Genomic DNA, 1317 nt, shown 5'->3' with positions numbered 1-1317 from the left:
CCCGCACCTTCCCGCATATGCTTGCGGCGAGCGGTATCAGTCCAGGGCATGTGCTTCCTCCATCGTCTCGACAACGACGCTGAATCACAACCTACTGATATCGCTCAACCACTTTTCGCTCGGGCTCTGAATCCCGTCCTGCAGAATTAGAAGAATGGGGCGTTCTGAAGGCTGGCTGCGTCAATCGCGGTGAGTATCGCGAAGAGGAAAACAAGGCGCTACCAGCGGCATTAGAACCAATTCCAGCATATGAAGTTCGCGAGGGCGACGTGCTCTTGTCACGGGCGAACGGAAACCCTGACTTGGTAGGATCGTGCGCGTGCATTGGACCAACCCGGCCAAGTTTAATGCTGTCTGACAAAATCTTCCGCATCACCCTTGAAGCCACCACCGACAACCGTTGGTTCGCTTACGTGATGGGCGCATCATGCGTGAGGCTGCAAATCCGAAATGCGATAAGTGGTGCAGACGGCTTGGCCAATAACTTGCCGCAGTCAGCGTTGAAAGCATTTGTAGTTGCACTGCCACCGCTAGATGAGCAACTTGTTATCAGCCAGCATATCGCGAGCATTTCAGTGAGGTCGGATAGCCTTATAACCCAAGCCCAATCCGCCATCACCCTGCTGCAAGAACGCCGTGCCGCGCTGATCTCGGCTGCCGTCACCGGCAAGATCGACGTCCGCACCGCTAGGGGGCTGAGCGCTTCGACCTCAGCACAGGTAGCTGAACTACCGCCACTTCGCTCCGTCGTCGGCAGCTATGCAATCCTGCGCTTCGGCAAACTGGGGCGCATGGTGATCATGAAGCTAGGCTATCTGGCTGAAGCCCATGCCGGGCTCGACCTGGGCGGTCATTATGTCCGCGACGCGGCTGGCCCCTATGATCGCAACCTGCGTGATGCCATGGAGCATGGCGCTGCTGCAGTATACGGTATTGCCACAAAAGAACCCACGAAGGACGGCGAGGCAGTAACCTATACTATCCCGACATCCTGCCACGCACCGCATGATGAATTGACCGCTCTTGTCGGCACAGATCGTGCCGCAGCATTCGAGGCGATGCTGGCAAAGTTGAAGGGCTTGAACCGGGACAATATAGAAGCGATTGCGACGCTGTACGCCGTCTGGAATGACCTGCTTGCCGATGGGAAGCGCGCTGATGATGCCTTGATTTGTGCAGGGGTGCTTAATTGCGGATTCCGACGATCGCGCGCATGTATTGCGATCTGATGCCGCGCAGCGTTCCGATTTGATCGCGCGCAGGTAAAGCACCTGATCGTTGGTATCTATTCGCACTATGGTTTGGCGTTGGTCAAGC

1 protein-coding gene is annotated in these 1317 nt (G+C 56.5%); it reads left to right on the top strand.

Translation table 11 applies throughout. The features are described 5' to 3' along the window. Positions 1-347: 347 nt before the first annotated feature. Positions 348-1229, top strand: a complete 882-nt coding sequence (locus LDN95_RS23030; RefSeq protein ID WP_226019829.1) for a hypothetical protein — start codon at positions 348-350, stop codon at positions 1227-1229. The last annotated feature ends 88 nt before the right edge of the window (positions 1230-1317 follow it).

Source organism: Novosphingobium sp. FKTRR1 (assembly GCF_020404405.1).
In the GTDB taxonomy this organism is placed as follows: Bacteria; Pseudomonadota; Alphaproteobacteria; order Sphingomonadales; family Sphingomonadaceae; genus Novosphingobium.
This window is presented reverse-complemented; position numbering and strand designations above follow the sequence as displayed.